Annotated in this window: 17 protein-coding genes; 12 read left to right on the top strand and 5 right to left on the bottom strand. The window is 36.0% G+C overall.

All coding sequences use genetic code 11. The annotated features are described in order from the left end of the window. Positions 1-326 precede the first annotated feature (326 nt). The gene (gene asnA / locus JOC49_RS01630) at positions 327-1,340 is read right to left on the bottom strand and encodes an aspartate--ammonia ligase (protein WP_204661507.1); all 1,014 of its coding nucleotides are present in this window, start codon (positions 1,338-1,340) and stop codon (positions 327-329) included. 156 nt (positions 1,341-1,496) lie between these two features. On the opposite strand from asnA, the gene JOC49_RS01625 reads away from it, so the two are divergent. The 3 genes from JOC49_RS01625 to JOC49_RS01615 all read left to right on the top strand — a co-directional run bounded on the left by JOC49_RS01625 (position 1,497) and on the right by JOC49_RS01615 (position 4,090). Beyond that, a complete protein-coding gene (locus tag JOC49_RS01625) occupies positions 1,497-2,669 on the top strand; it encodes an MFS transporter (RefSeq protein ID WP_204661506.1) in 1,173 nt (390 codons plus the stop codon). Between the two features lie 8 nt (positions 2,670-2,677). Continuing rightward, positions 2,678-3,166: a pyridoxamine 5'-phosphate oxidase family protein gene (locus JOC49_RS01620; RefSeq protein WP_204661504.1), complete on the top strand. Its 489-nt coding sequence runs from the start codon at positions 2,678-2,680 to the stop codon at positions 3,164-3,166. Positions 3,167-3,265: 99 nt separating this feature from the next. After that, a complete protein-coding gene (locus JOC49_RS01615; RefSeq protein ID WP_204661502.1) occupies positions 3,266-4,090 on the top strand; it encodes a universal stress protein in 825 nt (274 codons plus the stop codon). Between the two features lie 60 nt (positions 4,091-4,150). Here JOC49_RS01615 and JOC49_RS01610 read toward each other — a convergent pair whose 3' ends face one another. Next, on the bottom strand, positions 4,151-5,596 hold the full coding sequence (locus JOC49_RS01610; protein ID WP_204661500.1) for a hypothetical protein: 1,446 nt from the start codon (positions 5,594-5,596) through the stop codon (positions 4,151-4,153). Beyond that, the gene (locus JOC49_RS01605) at positions 5,580-6,449 is read right to left on the bottom strand and encodes a PstS family phosphate ABC transporter substrate-binding protein (RefSeq protein ID WP_204661498.1); all 870 of its coding nucleotides are present in this window, start codon (positions 6,447-6,449) and stop codon (positions 5,580-5,582) included. Before JOC49_RS01605 ends, JOC49_RS01610 begins: the two co-directional genes overlap by 17 nt. 118 nt (positions 6,450-6,567) lie before the next feature. On the opposite strand from JOC49_RS01605, the gene JOC49_RS01600 reads away from it, so the two are divergent. From JOC49_RS01600 to JOC49_RS01580, 5 genes are all read left to right on the top strand, one after another. Beyond that, complete coding sequence (locus JOC49_RS01600) at positions 6,568-9,216, top strand: diguanylate cyclase domain-containing protein (RefSeq protein ID WP_204661496.1); 2,649 nt, start codon at positions 6,568-6,570, stop codon at positions 9,214-9,216. Then, positions 9,206-10,060, top strand: coding sequence for a pirin family protein (locus tag JOC49_RS01595; protein WP_204661494.1), 855 nt, complete (start codon positions 9,206-9,208; stop codon positions 10,058-10,060). Before JOC49_RS01600 ends, JOC49_RS01595 begins: the two co-directional genes overlap by 11 nt. Positions 10,061-10,071: 11 nt before the next feature. Continuing rightward, positions 10,072-11,127: a Gfo/Idh/MocA family oxidoreductase gene (locus JOC49_RS01590; RefSeq protein ID WP_204661492.1), complete on the top strand. Its 1,056-nt coding sequence runs from the start codon at positions 10,072-10,074 to the stop codon at positions 11,125-11,127. Further along, the gene (locus JOC49_RS01585) at positions 11,108-11,455 is read left to right on the top strand and encodes a diacylglycerol kinase family protein (protein ID WP_204661490.1); all 348 of its coding nucleotides are present in this window, start codon (positions 11,108-11,110) and stop codon (positions 11,453-11,455) included. Before JOC49_RS01590 ends, JOC49_RS01585 begins: the two co-directional genes overlap by 20 nt. 64 nt (positions 11,456-11,519) lie before the next feature. Then, positions 11,520-12,119, top strand: coding sequence for a 50S ribosomal protein L25 (locus tag JOC49_RS01580; protein ID WP_204661488.1), 600 nt, complete (start codon positions 11,520-11,522; stop codon positions 12,117-12,119). Between the two features lie 58 nt (positions 12,120-12,177). On the opposite strand, the gene prxU is transcribed toward JOC49_RS01580, so the two are convergent. Continuing rightward, positions 12,178-12,885 (bottom strand): thioredoxin-dependent peroxiredoxin, encoded by a 708-nt coding sequence (gene prxU, locus JOC49_RS13170; RefSeq protein WP_243423529.1) that lies wholly within the window; start codon positions 12,883-12,885, stop codon positions 12,178-12,180. Positions 12,886-13,038: 153 nt separating this feature from the next. Between prxU and JOC49_RS01565 the strand changes: the two genes are divergently transcribed. Then, positions 13,039-13,491: a Fur family transcriptional regulator gene (locus JOC49_RS01565; RefSeq protein ID WP_204661483.1), complete on the top strand. Its 453-nt coding sequence runs from the start codon at positions 13,039-13,041 to the stop codon at positions 13,489-13,491. Here the strand turns inward: JOC49_RS01565 and JOC49_RS01560 are convergent. Beyond that, a complete protein-coding gene (locus tag JOC49_RS01560; protein ID WP_204661481.1) occupies positions 13,488-13,724 on the bottom strand; it encodes a putative signal transducing protein in 237 nt (78 codons plus the stop codon). The two genes, JOC49_RS01565 and JOC49_RS01560, sit on opposite strands and share 4 nt — an antisense overlap. Before the next feature lie 147 nt (positions 13,725-13,871). On the opposite strand from JOC49_RS01560, the gene JOC49_RS01555 reads away from it, so the two are divergent. The 3 genes from JOC49_RS01555 to JOC49_RS01545 are packed head-to-tail and all read left to right on the top strand — an operon-like array spanning position 13,872 to position 16,370. After that, positions 13,872-14,507, top strand: coding sequence for a TetR/AcrR family transcriptional regulator (locus JOC49_RS01555; RefSeq protein WP_204661479.1), 636 nt, complete (start codon positions 13,872-13,874; stop codon positions 14,505-14,507). Further along, positions 14,500-15,354, top strand: coding sequence for an ABC transporter ATP-binding protein (locus JOC49_RS01550; protein ID WP_204661477.1), 855 nt, complete (start codon positions 14,500-14,502; stop codon positions 15,352-15,354). Before JOC49_RS01555 ends, JOC49_RS01550 begins: the two co-directional genes overlap by 8 nt. After that, positions 15,354-16,370, top strand: a complete 1,017-nt coding sequence (locus JOC49_RS01545; protein WP_204661475.1) for an ABC transporter permease — start codon at positions 15,354-15,356, stop codon at positions 16,368-16,370. Before JOC49_RS01550 ends, JOC49_RS01545 begins: the two co-directional genes overlap by 1 nt. Positions 16,371-16,375: the final 5 nt, after the last annotated feature.

Genomic DNA, 16,375 nt, shown 5'->3' with positions numbered 1-16,375 from the left:
TCTAATTGTAGATCGAGACTATAATGCAAGCATCAATATTAGAAACGAAGGTATGCGTATATTATCAGCATAAATTATAAAAGAACCGTGGGGCATACGGGGATAGCTCGCTTATGCTGTAGCCATTAGGCTATTCGAACGAGAAGCCCCCACTTCTTAAGTGGTGGGAGTATGTCACCTTGTATGAAGGTGCATATCATGCATTTGAACATATTTCTCCAAATGCAAAGATCAGTAAAAATGCAGTCAAATTTGTGCAAGATGCTTTTAAACATGAAATTGAAAAGACATGAAAGCAAGCGATTGGCTTTCATGTCTTTCTAATTTTAAAGCAAAAAAATGTTTCTGTTTCGACATTCATGGATCATATCAGTTGGCCAAATGGCAGCTTGGACCTCTCCAATATGAGCTTTTCTAAGAAAGAGTTGGCACAGTCTTGATTGTCCAATCCCACCCCCTACTGTTAATGGTAATTTATTGGATAATATTTTTTTATGATAATCCAATTGCTTGCGATCAACATCACCTGTAAGTTCAAGTTGATGCTCTAAACTTTCCTTGTTGACCCGAATGCCCATAGAAGAAATTTCCAGCCCTAATTTTAAAACGGGATTCCATAGTATAATATCACCATTTAGGTTCCAATCATCATAATCTGGTGCACGGCCATCGTGCTTGCTACCAGATTTAAGTTCGTTTCCAATACCAATGATGAATACAGCCCTATGTTTTTCAGCAATGAGATTTTCACGATGTTTAGGCGATAAATTTGGATAAAGGTCTTCAAGCTCTTGAGCCGTAACAAATGTTATTGCCTCAGGGAGAAGTTTGTCGAAAAATGGATATGTACTGGCAATATATTGGTCCAATGCTTTTAGAGCTGTATAAATTTTGTTAACGCAATTTTTTAACCCTTCTATAGTGCGTTCTTCTGCAGTAATGATTTTTTCCCAATCCCACTGGTCTACATAAATGGAATGGAGATTGTCTAAGACTTCATCTCGCCTTATGGCGTTCATATCTGTATATAAGCCTTCGCCTACATTGAAGCCGTATCGACTAAGGGCAATGCGTTTCCATTTTGCTAAAGATTGAACAATTTCCACTTTTTTCTCATATAAGTCTTTAATTGTAAAGGCCACTGGTCTTTCATATCCATTTAAATTGTCATTAAGCCCTGTCTCAGGCGCAATAAAAAGGGGGGCAGAGACTCTTGTTAAGCTCAGTTCTTTTGCAAGATTTATTTCGAAAAAATCTTTAATGTGCTTTATTGCAATTTCTGTTTCTAAAACACCAAGAGGTGAATTGTAGTTTTCTGGGTAAAGAATTTTATCAATCATATGTCCTCCTAAATAACCTGATATAATATTTCATTATTTTAACATTTACGTTAGAGTGTGACTACAGAATTTTCCAAAACAAAAAAAATTTATGGCAATTGATATAATTTATACGCATGTTATACTAAAATGAGTGTATTTTTTAAGGAGATTAAGATGTATTCAATTTTATTAGCGCTTATCTACTTAGCATTTATCAGTTTGGGGCTACCGGATGCTTTATTGGGGTCTGCTTGGCCAGTGATGTATCCCATGTTTAATGTTCCAATTTCTCTTGCAGGGTTAATCACAATGGTTATTTCAGTTGGGACAATTATATCCAGTTTAAATACAAGCAGACTGATACGAAAATTTGGCACTGGTATGATAACCAGTATAAGTGTGATGCTGACAGCACTGGCCTTGTTTGGATTTTCCATTTCAGATTCTTTTTGGATGCTCGTTGTTTGGTCAATTCCATATGGACTTGGTGCAGGCGCGGTAGATGCTGCGCTAAACAGTTTTGTAGCAGAACATTATTCTTCTAGGCATATGAGTTGGTTACATGCCTTTTGGGGTGTAGGGGCCTCTGCTGGACCATATATGATGAGTTATGCGCTTATTTCTCGAAATAGTTGGGAATACGGATATTCAAGTGTCGGCATTATACAGATTGGTCTAACATTTTTACTTCTAATGAGTTTGCCGATATGGAAAAAACAAAGTGAATTAAGTGCGCAAAAAAAGATTGGTCATCACCATTTAAAGATAAGTGAAGCTCTGAAAATTAAGGGTGTTAAGCATATTTTGATTGCGTTTTTTGCCTATTGTGCATTGGAGGCGACAACTGGACTCTGGGCCAGTACGTATTTGGTAATCCATAAAGGCATTCAAGCTGAAATTGCGGCAAGATGGGCATCCTTATTTTATCTTGGAATAACAGGTGGACGATTTTTGAGTGGCTTTATATCAGAACGACTTGGCAACCGGAATATGATTCGAATAGGACTTATACTCATTGCAATTGGACTGATTGTTATTTTAATTCCATCTGAAATTGAGATAATAACATTATTGGGGCTTATTGTAACAGGTCTTGGGTGTGCGCCAATTTATCCTTCTATTATCCACGAAACGCCAACAAGCTTTGGCGCTCAAAATGCACAATCCATAATAGGTATCCAAATGGCAAGTGCTTATGTCGGAACAACATTAATGCCGCCTTTATTTGGTGTTTTGGGGGATTATGTGTCCATTTCGCTTTATCCTATTTATTTACTTATATTACTTTTTATTATTTGGAATATGACTGAGAAACTTAACAAGATAGTAACGCAAAATGCAAATTAGGAGGGTTTATGTTTAGAAAAATGAGGCGAGGTAAGCAGGTTCTTACAGATGAAATGTGCATAGAAGTGATGGCCCGAAATACAAATGGCGTGATGGCATGTATGGGAGATGATGATTATCCCTATGCAGTTCCACTAAGTTATGTGTATTCAAATGGGAAGGTTTATTTTCATTCTGCAAAATCAGGCCATAAGGTAGATGCAATTTTGAAACATTCAAAGGTATCTTTTACAGTTATTGATGAAGATACAATTGTAAGTCAAGAATATACAACATATTTTAGAAGTGTAATTGCTTTTGGAAAGGCTAGAGTGGTTGAAGGCGAGGAATGGACCAATGCGTTTAGGGCCTTAGTGGAAAAATATTCTGGCGATGTACCGAAAGAAATCAGAGAAAAAGAGATTTCTGGGTGTACAACTTCTTTAATTATTGCAATTGATATAGAACATATGACTGGGAAAGAGGCTATAGAGCTTGTAAAGGCACGTCACAGTTAGATAAAGTATTTTGTAGGATGCTTTTTTGATTGTATGTCCAATTGGGCATTTGAAAACAACTGATTTGGGTATATATTCAGTGAAAGCGAGGTGCTATTTATGTTTGAAAAAATTCTAATAGCTTCTGAACTGAATGTAAATATGAAGAAGGTCATCGAACCTTTAGAAGGCCTAAAAATACTTGGGACAAAGACGTGTCTTATCCTTCAATGTATAAAACCTCAGGAGCTTAACACAGATTATAAGGATATGGTTGTTGGTTGGTATCATGAAACACTAAATAATGAACGGTTGATTTTGGAGAACATGGGGTTTCAAGTTGATAGTCATATGGGAGAAGGCATTTTAAAACATGAGATTAATGAAATTGCAAAAAATGAAGAGGTTTCTCTCATAGTTGTAGGCTCTGAAGCCACAACAGCTCTAGGTGAAGTGATTTGGGGTGGCGCTGCACATGAGATTATTCACCATCTTGTGAAGCCTGTATTACAGATTCGAGTTGATCCTTCTATTAGTCTCCCAAAACCTATTGGATTATTGGATCATTTACTTTTCCCAACTGACTTTTCTGAGAGCGCAAATTTAGCCTTTGAAACGTTGCTTGATATGGCAACTCATGACATAAGAACAGTCACTTTAGCCCATGTCTCCGATTTCGAAGAAAAAGTTCCACTTGCAAAAGAAATTCTTCAGGGCATGAAAGAAAAACTCGTAAACAAAGGGGTTACAAATGTCAGGACAGTTGTAGGTGTTGGAAATCCAACGAAAGAACTTTTGACTATAATAAAACTTGAAGAGATTTCATTGGTTGTTATGAGCACACAAGGTCATGGATTAATCGAAGAACTTTTCTTAGGAAGCGTTAGTCACAATGTTGCGAGACATTCTCAGGCCTCTGTTTTGCTTATACCTGCACGACTTTAGTACCAAACTAAAAATCCTTGTAGAATTCATTTGGCATGAATTCTACAAGAATTTTTTTGTCTAAAAAAGGGTGAGGTTTTCAATGCCAATATCCTTATAATCAACATAGAAAGAAATTGGATGGTGCATGGACGCATCAAACTTGTAAGGTTCAGTAATAAAGTGAAGGCCTCCACTCTGGATTGAAACCGAAATTGTTGAAACTAGAGTGTCAAGTGTATCTGCAGAAAGTGTTATACTTTGTGCCCTCAATTGTGTTTCAAGATGCTTCTTAACAAAGGCATAGTGATCAAATGTATCGGTAAAAATTTGGTCTACTGTGATTGGATTGCCTTTATGATCGTATAAATAAACCACTTCAGAAAATGAACTTGTTTCACCGCCATTTTGGTTCACAGTATAGGAACAATTATAATAGGGACCGGTCTGTGTAATAGAAGTATAAATATACAGCGCTGATATATCTGAATCGGTTTTTATTCTTTGTTCGAGTGCTTCATGTAGCGTTTTTGTCTTTTCTTTAAAGATTTGAATAACTTCTGCAGGCGCATCAGTCTCAAATGTTGTTATAGACCATAGAACACCATTTTCATCCTCTGATTCTGTTGTACTAGTAGGTCCAAGAAAACCATTGGTGATAAAGATTTTACTATTAATAGGTTTTTTAAAGAGCGTGTCATCTGTTTTAAATCTATCTTTAAAAGCGAGATTTGAAAGAAGAGGATACAATTGGTGTGTTATTCCAATTGTCCCTCTCTTGGTATAAAATTCTGTGTGTCTATAATCGAATAAGAGTTCTATAGAATAGGGGGAGAGGGTGTAATTAAATGTATCTTCAATACCCTTAAATGGTGCTGTCAAAGTTATACTAGAAGCGTCATCTTCTGCACCAATAGTACTTAAATGATTTTTAACGTGTGCATTCAGTTGTGTTTTCCAATCGAAATTATCTGGGAAAAGTTGAGAAAGTGCAACAGGTTTACCCGATGACAAATCAATTACTAAAGATTCTCTGTGAAAAAGAGAATCCGATAAATTTACGGAAGGTTTATTCAAGTTTGCATATGCAGAAATGCCAAGTAAGTTATTGTGATTGAACGTTTCGTTTATGCCATAGTATGTTTTGCTTCTATAAGTATCTTCATTAAACCTAACTTCATAGCCCATATAAGGCAATTTCTCTTCGAATTTTGCAATACGTTTCATTTTGTTGAAAAGTGTCATAAGGTCTTCATTAATTTTTTTTTGAATTTTTAAGTCTTTTAAGCCATCAATTTGGATGTATGGGCTTTCTTCTGTTTGAACATAAATTACGTCAATGGGATTTTCATCCAACACAAAAAAGGGTGTAACAGAACTTACTGAATTTCCAATTGAATGTGGGGTTATTGTTTCTGATTCTGAATGAATTAGGTGTGAATAATCTTCTGTTTCATTTTGACAACCTGTGAGAAGTAAACCAACTAAGATTAGCGAAATAACTACATTTTTAGTCCAGTTGAACATAACCAGCAGCCTCCATTAGGTCTTGACCTTCTTCAGTTAAAAGCCAGTCAACAATTTCATAAATAGGGCTAGATTTTGGTGTATTTTCCCGATAGACAGCATAATATGATGTTGTAATCGGGTAGTCACCTGAAGCGATTGTCTTTTTATCGGGGTAAACAGTGTCGATTTTTAAAAGTTTTACTGATGTATTGCCCCACATGTCAACAACAAAATAATAGTATGAATACCCAATTGCATCTGGCTGATTTTCATAGGATGCTACAGCGTCAATCAAATCGCCCATACCAGCATGAATGTGTTCCATAGGTGGCGTTGCGGGTGTTTTGTCTTGCATTACCAAATCTAAAAATCCAGTTTGACTACCTGAATTTACAGGGCGCTGATAGGCTGCTATTTTTAAATTAGGACCACCCACTTCTGACCAGTTTGTAATCTCGCCAGTGTATATTTTTTGTAATTCTTCAAAACTAAGATTATCAACAGGATTATCAGTATGTGTTAAAAATACAAAAGCTTCACTAACGATGGGGGTTATAACTAGGGATACATCTTGTTCTTTTGCATAAGCTAATTCTTCTTCTGAAGGACTTGTAACAAAGATTAAGTCCGCTTTTCCGTCAATCAAATTGACGTAAGCATTGTGGGTTTTATTATGAAGGATATGAGGTCTTACAGTTTCAAGAGACTCTCCAGTAATCGCAGCAGCCAACATTTCTGATAGGGGAATTGTGACTGTAGAACCGTCTACTTTTACATAGGACTCTAGTGGTATATTTGGTTTTTGAGCATCACATCCAATACATGAGACGGACAAGAGTATAACTATAAAAAATAAAACATTTTTTTTCATAAAAGGTACCTCCTAGTTCAGATGATAGTACTTTGTTTAATTAGTGTCAATAATTCTAAATGTTAAATGTTGACCTTATGAAAATTTGGGTAATAGTCCTTTTAGGAGGACTTTTTTTATGACAAATTTTGTATTTAAAAGTAAAGCACAAGTTAAATCTGCTATTGTCCTTTTTTTTATATTGATAACCACACTGGCTGTTACTCTGGTTGGTCTGGTGTTTTTTTTCACTTGGAAACAGTCAAATGAAAACGGAATGCACGTTTTGGCAGATTCTCTAAACGATCAAATCACACATCGCATTGAAGATTTTGCATCTTCTCCATTTGACTTATTGAACACCCATCAAATATATCTTGAAAGAGATATATTTGACATCACCGATGAAAAAACACGAAATTTGTTTTTTTATAATGCAATTGTACGCTCAAACAATGAGGCATTGTATAGTTTTAGTTATGCATCCAATGAAGGTCATTATTATGGGGCGCGGCGCAATACGGTTGATGGCATCGAGATTATGATTAACAATTCAACGACTCAAGGTCATTCCTATTATTATCGATTAAATGATGATTATTCAACTGGAGCATTTGTTATTGATGCCGGTGATTTTGATCCAAGAACAAGGGAATGGTATAAGACCGCTGCAGACGGCAAAGCGGCACTTTTTTCTTCAATTTACAAGCACTTTATCATTGATGATTTAGCGATATCAGCAGCAACGCCAATTTTAGATAAAGACGGTAACATTAAGGGTGTTCTTGGTGCGCATATGACGCTTTCTAGAGTAAACCGTGAACTTAGAAATATAATGAATAATTATAAGGGGTTCGTCGTTATAGTTGAACCAAATGGAGAAATAGTCTCAAACTCTTTAGGGGTGGATAATTTTAAAAATCAAAATGAACGCATTCACCTGAATGAACTCGGTTACTCAAATCTAGATCAAACGTTTAAAAAATATTCAGAAGAAAATGCGTATGAACGTGAATATACTCAAACAATAGGTTCTGAAATGTTTCATGTTCAGAGATATCAAGCCTACGGACTCGATTGGGTAATTCTTACTGCACTTCCGATTGAACCTTTTATTGAGTCCTCTGTAAAGAGTATTGTTTGGGCTTTGGTATTAACGGGTTTTATATTGGCTGTTTCAGTTTTTAGTTACAGTAAACTCACTAAAATGTATTTCAAACCCTTTTATTCAACGATTGGCGCACTCAACTCTTTTTCAAAAGGGCGTTATGACATACGGATTGAAGAAACCAACAATTCTGAATTTAACCTATTGGCCAGTCGATTTAATGAAATGGCTGAAGTTACTGAAAATGTTGTTTCAAACTTGGAAGCTATTGTGAAGGAAAGAACATTGGAAATTGAAACCACCAATACGAAACTTGTTTCAATTATAAATGCAACGGCTGAAGGCATTGTCGGTATTGATCCAAAGGGTATATGTATGTTTATCAATCAATCTGCTTTGGACTTACTCGGTTACAACTTTGAAGAGGATCTGGTAGGCCAGTCTTTTCACATGAAGGTACATCAAAAAGAGTATGATGACGACTTCTGCGTCCTTTTAAACACAATTTCCAGAAAAGAAAATGTTAGGAATCAGCAGGATGTCTTTTCTAAACAAAATGGGCAACCTGTAAACGTACTGTATAATTTGCAAATTTTATTAGACCAAAACGACTTGAAAGGTGCCGTAATTTCATTTAGTGATATTTCCGAGCGGTTGAGTTTGCAAAATAAAATGACGTACTTAACAGATCATGACTACTTAACAGGGCTTAGAAATCGACTTTCATTTGAGAAATATCTTAAAGAAATAAATCATAAAGACAATTATCCTCTGTTAATTGTAATGTGCGATATTAATGGGCTTAAATTGACCAATGATATCTTTGGGCATGAATCTGGTGACCGTTTAATTGTTGCTGCTGCTGATATTTTAGATAATTTGCAACAAAATCGGGGGATTGCTGCGCGCACAGGTGGTGATGAGTTTATCCTATTGCTTAAGAATTCAGATTCTAATGAAGCAACTGAGATTCCAAATCGTATTAAGACAGCATTTCGTAAAATCGAGAAATTTGCTTTTAAAGGCTCTATTTCAGTTGGTTATGATCTGATTTATGAGTCATCTGTAAATTTGGAAAGTGCTTTGTCGAAAGTTGAAGACAAGATGTATGCAGATAAAGTGCTCTCAAATCATCAGATGAAATCAGAGGCATTGGATCAACTTGTTTCTAAATTACACGCGCTAAGTCCATATGAACGTGAACACGCGATACGAGTTGCCAATATTGCCTATGCTTTTGCAAATTATTTGGGTTTGTCAGACTCTGAAGCGAAACAAGTGAAAACGATAGGGTTTTTACATGATATTGGGAAAATAACCCTGTCACTGGACGCTCTCGAAGGGGATTATATGAGCCATCCGATAACAGGATATCGCATATTAAATGCATTTGATGAGACAATGGAATTAGCAGAAAGTGTTTTGCACCATCATGAAAAGTGGGATGGTTCTGGCTATCCTGGAAAACTAGCAGGTGAGGAAATTCCTTATCAAAGTCGAATTGTTTCAATTGCTGAAGCCTATGATGAATATACAAATCCAATTAAAACTGAAAGAATATCAAACGAAGAAGCGATTTTACGTTTGCAAGAAATGAGTGGCGTCGCTTTTGATCCAGAATTAATTTCTGTGTTCATAGAAATGGTATCCAGAAAAGAGGGAGGAAATTATGATACGTAAAATCAAAAAAATTGTTAACGGAAAGGCAACACAAGATGGTGCAGGGGTAAAATTGGTGAGAGTTTTAAGCAGGGGAGACGTCTCTGAATTTGATCCTTTTCTAATGTTAGATTCTTTTGACTCGAAAAACCCAGAGGATTATACCAAAGGTTTTCCATGGCATCCACACAGGGGCATTGAGACAGTTACTTATTTAATTCATGGTGAAATTGAACACGGAGACAGTCTTGGAAATGCAGGTAAAATCTTATCAGGAGGCTGTCAGTGGATGACGGCTGGTGGGGGTATCTTACACCAAGAAATGCCTCAAGTTTCAGAACAAATGTTGGGCATTCAATTGTGGTTGAATTTACCCTCTGCAGATAAAATGACTGCTCCAACTTATAGGGATATAACAAAGGCTGATGTGCCAGTTTTGAAAAAAGATTTTGGTGAAATTGCAATTATTTCAGGAATGTACGATTCTATAAATGGACCCGTTGCAGGCGATTTTGTAAAAATGACCTTCTATGATATCGATTTGAAACCATCTTCCTTTATAGATTTAACAGTAGAACCTTCAGAAACCGTTTTTGCCTTTATTGTTAAGGGCTCGGTTTGTTTTGAAACGGCTCCAGGTGATTTTGTGACAGAAAAATCGGCCGTACTATTAGAAAATGGAAATCAAGTTCATTTAAAGTCAAGTCATGAAGGGGCGCGCGTCTTGTTCTTTTCGGGGAAACCTCTTAAAGAGCCGATTGCATGGGGTGGTCCTATTGTTATGAATACTGAAGAAGAACTGCGCAAAGCCTTTGAAGACTTGGAAAAAGCAACATTTGTGAGTCATGATGTTATTATGAGATGAAAGGAATAAAAATGAACTCGATTAAGGTTGCAATTGTTGGATATGGTCTTTCTGGACGCGTTTTTCATGCGAATCTTTTGACGTCTATGCCTGAATTTCAAATACGTGGTGTTATGACCAATGATCCTATTAAACAAAAAGATGTCATTTGTCGTCATGCTGGAGCTCTTATATATACACAGTTTGAAGAGGTTCTTGCAGATGATCTGGTTGAACTTATTATTATAAGCGCCCCCAACACAATGCATTATAAAATGGCATCCGAAGCGCTTAAAAAAGGAAAACATGTTGTTGTAGAAAAGCCGTTTACTGTAACCCTTAATGAGGCTCTTGATTTGCATGAATTGGCTTTGGCTGAAAATAAGATCGTATCAGTCTATCATAACAGACGATTTGATGGCGATTTCATGACAATTCAGAAACTCTTACAAGAGGGGCATCTGGGGCGGGTCGTTTCGTTTGAATCTCATTTTGATCGATTTCGTCCAGAATTTAAGGCAGGTGCTTGGCGAGAAAAAAACCTTCCTGGATCAGGCGTCTTATATGATTTGGGCTCACATTTAATCGATCAAGCCATCGCACTTTTTGGCATGCCCAATGAAATTTATGCAGACCTCATGTTCCAGCGGCACGGACTTGTAGATGATGGATTTGATATTTTTTTATACTATGATGCCGTAAAAGTCCTATTAAGATCGAGTTCTCTTGTAAAAGCAAAATTGCCAAGATTTATTCTTATGGGAACTGAAGGATCTTTTGTAAAATATGGTATGGACCCTCAAGAGGCGCTCTTAAAGGAAAATATTTGTCCAAGTGACATAGATCAATGGGGGGAAGATGCAGTAGATAATTGGGGAATTTTAAACACGATAAATGATAGTGGTAACACATATAAAACACTTAATGGGGACTACAGAGCTTATTACCAAAAATTGTACCGTTCAATACGATTTAAAGAACCTGTGCCAGTTTCTTCAACATGTGCTGTCCAAACGATGCAGCTGATTGAATGTGCAATTCAAAGTCATAGGGAAAAGAGGCGGATTCATGTTACATCAATCGTTTAAATATGCTTTAAAAGGTTTGGTTGCAGCCTTAAAAGAGGAGCGTAATTTTAAAATAATGATTCTTGTATTTGCTTTGGTAATAGGGGCGGGAATCGTATTTAAAATTACCTTAAGAGAATGGATTTCTCTCTTGTTAATAAGTGGGGTTATTCTTGTAGCGGAACTCTTTAACTCTACAATTGAAACCATAGTTGATTTAATTTCTCCAGAATTTCATCCTTTGGCTCAAAGAATCAAAGATATGTCAGCAGCGGCTGTTTTAGTAGGCAGTATTTTTAGTGTTGTGATAGGCGCTTTAATTTTTTTACCTTATTTATTCTCTTTATAAAACTGTTATTTTCTTATGAAATTGGGTAAATGATATTTGAACACATATTGAAAGGAGAATGAACATGAAAGTAAGCATTAGAGATCAAAAATTGAAAGACGTTAGAAACCAGGATATGATTGCAGGTGTTCTCTATGGAAAAGAAGTTGACTCAGTTAAAGTTATGGTAGAACGAAAAGAATTTTTCCGAAATTATCAAGAACACGGACAAGTATCCGTATTCCCTTGTGAACTCAATGGTGAGACGCATAAGGTTTATATTAAGGACATCCAGAGAGATGTCATGAATCCTGAAAAGATTCTAAATTTTGACTTGTTAAAGGTAACGGGCAAAGATAAAATTCATGCCAATATTCCGCTTCATCTTCTCAATAAGGACTTATTGGAGAGTAAAGGATTAATTGTTCAGCAAAATCTACATGAAGTAGATGCTTATTATTCAATTGATCAATCTCCTGAAGATATAAAAATTGATGTCGCTAAATTAGAAGATGGTGATTTTATTAAGTTATCTGATATTGAAATTCCAGATTTCTTGGATGTACACACGGACCTTGATTTAGTTGTTGTATCGGCTTCATTACCAAGAGTTGTAGAGGAAAATGAAGAAGAAGAACCACTTAGAGAGCCGATTTTGATTGGTGAAGAAGAGGATGAGGCATAGGAGCCTATAAAGAAAGCAGCGTCAAAGTGACGCTGCTTTTTTATAAAATAGTTACAGATTAATCTTCACTAACCTTCCATTCTTTCCAAACGTTACCAACTAAATCTGGACTTGGCTTAAGTGTTTTTTTGCCTGGAGTCCAACCTGACGGAGTTGCTTCAGTTCCACCTGAATTGCGTACAAGTTGATATGCCTTTACTTGGCGTATAGTCTCTGACACATTTCGACCTACTGGAGGTGTTAAAACTTCATAACCTTGAATGATGCCGTCTGGATCGATGATAAATCGGCCTCTGTTTTCTACGCCGGCTTCTGGATCATATACATTGTATAGAGTACCAACCCCACCGCCTGCATCTGAAAGCATTGGGAATGGGATTCCACCATCTACCATTTTTGAGAGTTCGTGATCATTCCACATTTTGTGAACGTAGATTGAATCAACGCTTACAGATAAGACTTCAACATCAAGTTCTTTAAAACTATTGTATTTATCTGCAACTGCAGATACTTCAGTCGCTCAGACAAATGTAAAATCGCCTGGATAGAAACACAGAACAACCCATTTTCCTTTAAACTCTGAGAGTTTAAAATTTTTAAAACCACCTTGGAAATAGCCTGCCAGTTCAAAATCTGGAGCAGGGGCTCCTACTTTAATCATGCTTTTTACCTCCTTAACTTCGTTTAAAATTGTGTCATTTGATTCTTCCGGTTTTACAAGTGTAGACTTTGGTCTAGCACACCCCGGTTTAAAATCTGTAGGCATTTTCTCACCTCCGTCATATATTTGATGCCTTAAAGGTTTGATACCCGAAGAAAAATGTTTATAACATATATTTTTTAAAAAAATCAAAGCCAAGCACGGTAATTGACATATGTTATTTACTGTACTATACTGAATAAAAGGAGATGATCTTTAATGAATCAAAAAGTAATTGATATTGAAAACATATTAAAATCCAGAGGCTATAAGCTAACTGAATCTAGAAAAAAAATGGTAGAACTCTTTGTCAAAACAGATGTGCATCTAAAACCAGACGATGCCTATCAGATTTTAAGAAAAGAGGGCGTTAGTTTGCCCACTGTGTATAGAAATATTGATATGCTTAGAGAAATGGGCATTATTAAAGAAATCACGCTGGAAAATGACCGCTACTATGAACTCGATTTATTTAGTGGTAAGAAAATGCACATTCATTTTAAATGCCACAAATGTGGCATAATAAAGGAGTATGATTCTTCTGAAGTTAAACGTATGATGTTGGAACAGAGAGATTTTCTTGAGAAAACATATGGGGACTACATTGAAGATGTTAGTATTGTCATGCAAGGTATTTGTGAAACATGTAGGCAATTGAAATCTCAGTCTTAAGCGTCGGTTTTAGGGTATGCGCCTGAAAAAAATGCATTATATAAGTTGCTGGCCTTTTCATAATCTGACTCTTCAACAAAAAGATCTATGCCATAAATTGTTGTGCCTGTATATTGCGTCATAAAGTCACCTGATTCTTGGTGCTTTACGACAACTGGAATCTCTTGATCGTCCAATACTTCTTTGAACATTTCAAGCTCAATTAGAGAATCTAGTGTTACTAATTTTTTCATGATTTGCCTCCTTAATTGGGTTTATTCTATATATATCCGCCTTTTTTTTTCTTAATCGACTGTCTATATTCTATTGACAGTCTTTTTTATTTGATATAAGATATGACCAACAAGTCACGTGACCTGCTGGTCATAAAGGAGGCGGTTATGCCAAAAGATACTTTTTTTAATTTATCAAACTCTAAGAGAGACAGAATTGTAGAAGCGGCGTTAAGCGAGTTTCAAATGCATACTTTTGATCATGCGAGTATTAATCGAATTGTAGAAAAATCAAATATTTCAAAAGGCAGTTTTTATCAGTACTTTGAAGATAAAAAGGATCTTTATAAGTACTTGATTGAGAAAATAGCCACAGATAAAATGGCCTATTTAACACCTGCCATGCAAAATCCGTTTGACCATACTCTTTTTGAAGTAATTCACGATATGAATCTCGCGGGGTTAAGATTTGCCTTAGATCAACCCCAATATATGGAGATTGGAAGAAAACTAATGCAAGATAAGTCGCATCCTATTTTTCACGAAATTATGGCTTCTAATCAGGAAAAAGCGATTGTTGTCTACAAGTCTTTGGTTGAACAGGCACAAGTTAAAGGAGAAATAAAGGCTGAATTGGACCCAAATTTGATTGCAAATTTAATAATGCGTATGAGTATTGATGTGATCGATTTGGTGACCAACAGTTATGAAGAAATTAAAGAAAATGAAATTATGCGTTCTTTAGACCAACTTATGCTTATTTTGACACATGGTCTAAAAGAAAAGGAGGGGAAACATGATTAAGGTTCAAAACTTGTATCACGCGTATTCAAAAGATGAAAACTATGCTGTGAAAAACGTAAGTTTTCAAGTGGAAAAAGGTGAGGTGTTTGGATTTTTAGGTCCTTCTGGAGCTGGGAAATCTACGACACAAGGTATTTTAACAGGCCTTTTACCCATTCAACAAGGTCAGGCGGAAGTTGTGGGCTTTGACATGTTTCACCCAAAACGGGAAATGTTTAATAAGATTGGCGTATCTTTTGAGCAATCCAATGTTTATGGGAAGCTTACAGCACTTGAGAATTTAGAATTTTATAAAAAACTGTTTGATGTGCCCACTGTAGATGCGTTATCCCTTTTGAAATGGGTGGGACTCGAACATGTTGCCAATAAAAAAGCAGGTGAATTTTCAAAAGGAATGAAACACCGACTTACCTTTGTTAGAAGCATGCTCAACAATCCTGAACTTTGGTTTTTAGATGAACCCACTACGGGCCTTGACCCATCAATTGCAAGTCAAATCAAGGATATTGTAAAAGAAAAAAACAAAAATGGAACAACTGTTTTTTTAACCACACACAATATGTTTGTTGCGGATGAACTCTGTGACCGGGTTGCTTTTATAATTGATGGCGATATACGGCTTATAGATTCTCCTAGAAATCTAAAGTTGAAGTATGGCGAAAAATTTGTTGCAATTGAACATGTGGAAAATGACAAACTCATTAAGGAACAACTGTCCCTTGTTGATGAATCAGATCGGTTGAAATTGAACACAATCATTTCAAAAGGTCAAATCCAAATGATGCATACAAAAGAAGCCACTCTCGAGGAAATCTTTATTAAGGTTACCGGTAGGGGGTTGGTATAATGCGAAAATTGTGGGTTACTTTTATAAAAGATATGAAATTGTCATTCAATGGCCTCTATTTTTATATTGAAATTGGACTTGCAGTTATTTTTTTAGCCATTATGCTTTTTGTCGTTCCAGAAAATATGGAAACCAATCAAAAAATGTTTTTAACCCTAGATTCTACATTACCGGATGCTATGTTTGAGATGGAAGATTCAGACCATGTGGTGTTCTTAGAGTCTAGAGAATCGGTTGTTAAAGCCCTTGAAGAGGACCGGTCAGCAATTGGTGCTGCTGTAACTATGGTAGGAGAATCGCTTGAATTTGATGTTATTCTTCAAGGCTATGAAAGTGAACGCATGATTAATTTAATGCGTTTGGGCATCGAATCTATGTTTATGGATCAAAAAATGGATTCTGTAGATGTGGTTCAGATTGAAGCATCACCCGAAAGGCTATCCGATCGTGAAGCAATTTTACCTGTATATATAACAATGAACGTTGGAATGATGGGGCTGTTTATTATTGCAGCGTATATATTTTTGGACAAGGAAGAAGGGGTAATTAAGGCCTACGCAGTAGCACCTGTTAAAGTATGGCAGTATCTTGCCAGCAAGATGTTGATTATGCTTATTATGGGGATTATAACATCACTAATTGTGTTTGTTGCCCTGCTCGGATTTAAGGTCAATTATTTGTATTTTATTGGGATGATTATAGCGTTTAATCTGTTTGGATCCAGTCTTGGTTTGTTTATTTCGAGTTTTTTTGACACAATGGTTAAAGCAATGGGTGCCATGTATGCTGTGATTATGATTATGATTTTACCGACAGTTGCTTATTTTATGCCCTCTTTTAATCCGTTTTGGGTTAAAATTTTACCATCGTATTCTATGATGTTTATGATTCGAGATTTAATCAGCAATCAAATTGTTGGAACTAAATTTTTGCTTCAAATCCTAGCTTTTTTAGGCGTTTCAGCAGTTTTGTTTGTTCTTGCAAATGAGCGATTCAAGAAATCGCTTACGGTTTAGGAGGT

This window comes from Fusibacter tunisiensis (genome assembly GCF_016908355.1).
Lineage (GTDB): Bacteria > Bacillota > Clostridia > Peptostreptococcales > Acidaminobacteraceae > Fusibacter_D > Fusibacter_D tunisiensis.
The sequence above is the reverse complement of the archived record's forward strand: the minus strand, read 5'-3'. Positions and strand labels throughout refer to the sequence as shown.